Raw genomic sequence first — 373 nt, 5'->3', positions numbered from 1 at the left:
GCATTCGATAAAAACCAACCACTCAAACGGATGCCTACTTTTAAGAAAAAAGGAGAGGTGAATAGCTTTAGTTTTCCTCAAGGCTTTAAAATCGACAAGAATGGGAAACGTATTTTTTTACCTAAAATCGGTTGGGTTAATGTTAGAAAAAGCCAAGCTATTTTAGGAAAAGCTAAAAACGTCACTGTTTCACAAAAAGGAAAGCACTGGTTTGTTTCAATCCAAGTTGAACAAGAAGTAGCACCACCTAAGCACCCATCAAACGCCATGATTGGGGGAGATTTAGGCGTGAAACACCTAATTACCCTTTCTGATGGCAGTTTTGTGGAGCCGATAGATACCAGTAAACAGACAATCAGGATCAAACGATTAC

Annotated in this window: 1 pseudogene; it reads left to right on the top strand. The window is 38.9% G+C overall.

From position 1 onward, the window contains the following. Window positions 1–373 (top strand): annotated as a pseudogene (locus tag AAEZ22_RS18225) (RNA-guided endonuclease InsQ/TnpB family protein); the annotation flags it as partial.

It is taken from the genome of Pseudoalteromonas sp. 20-MNA-CIBAN-0454 (assembly GCF_040308685.1).
Classification (GTDB): Bacteria; Pseudomonadota; Gammaproteobacteria; order Enterobacterales; family Alteromonadaceae; genus Pseudoalteromonas; species Pseudoalteromonas nigrifaciens.
Note: the sequence above shows the minus strand (reverse complement) of the source record. Positions and strands in the feature narration are given on the sequence as shown.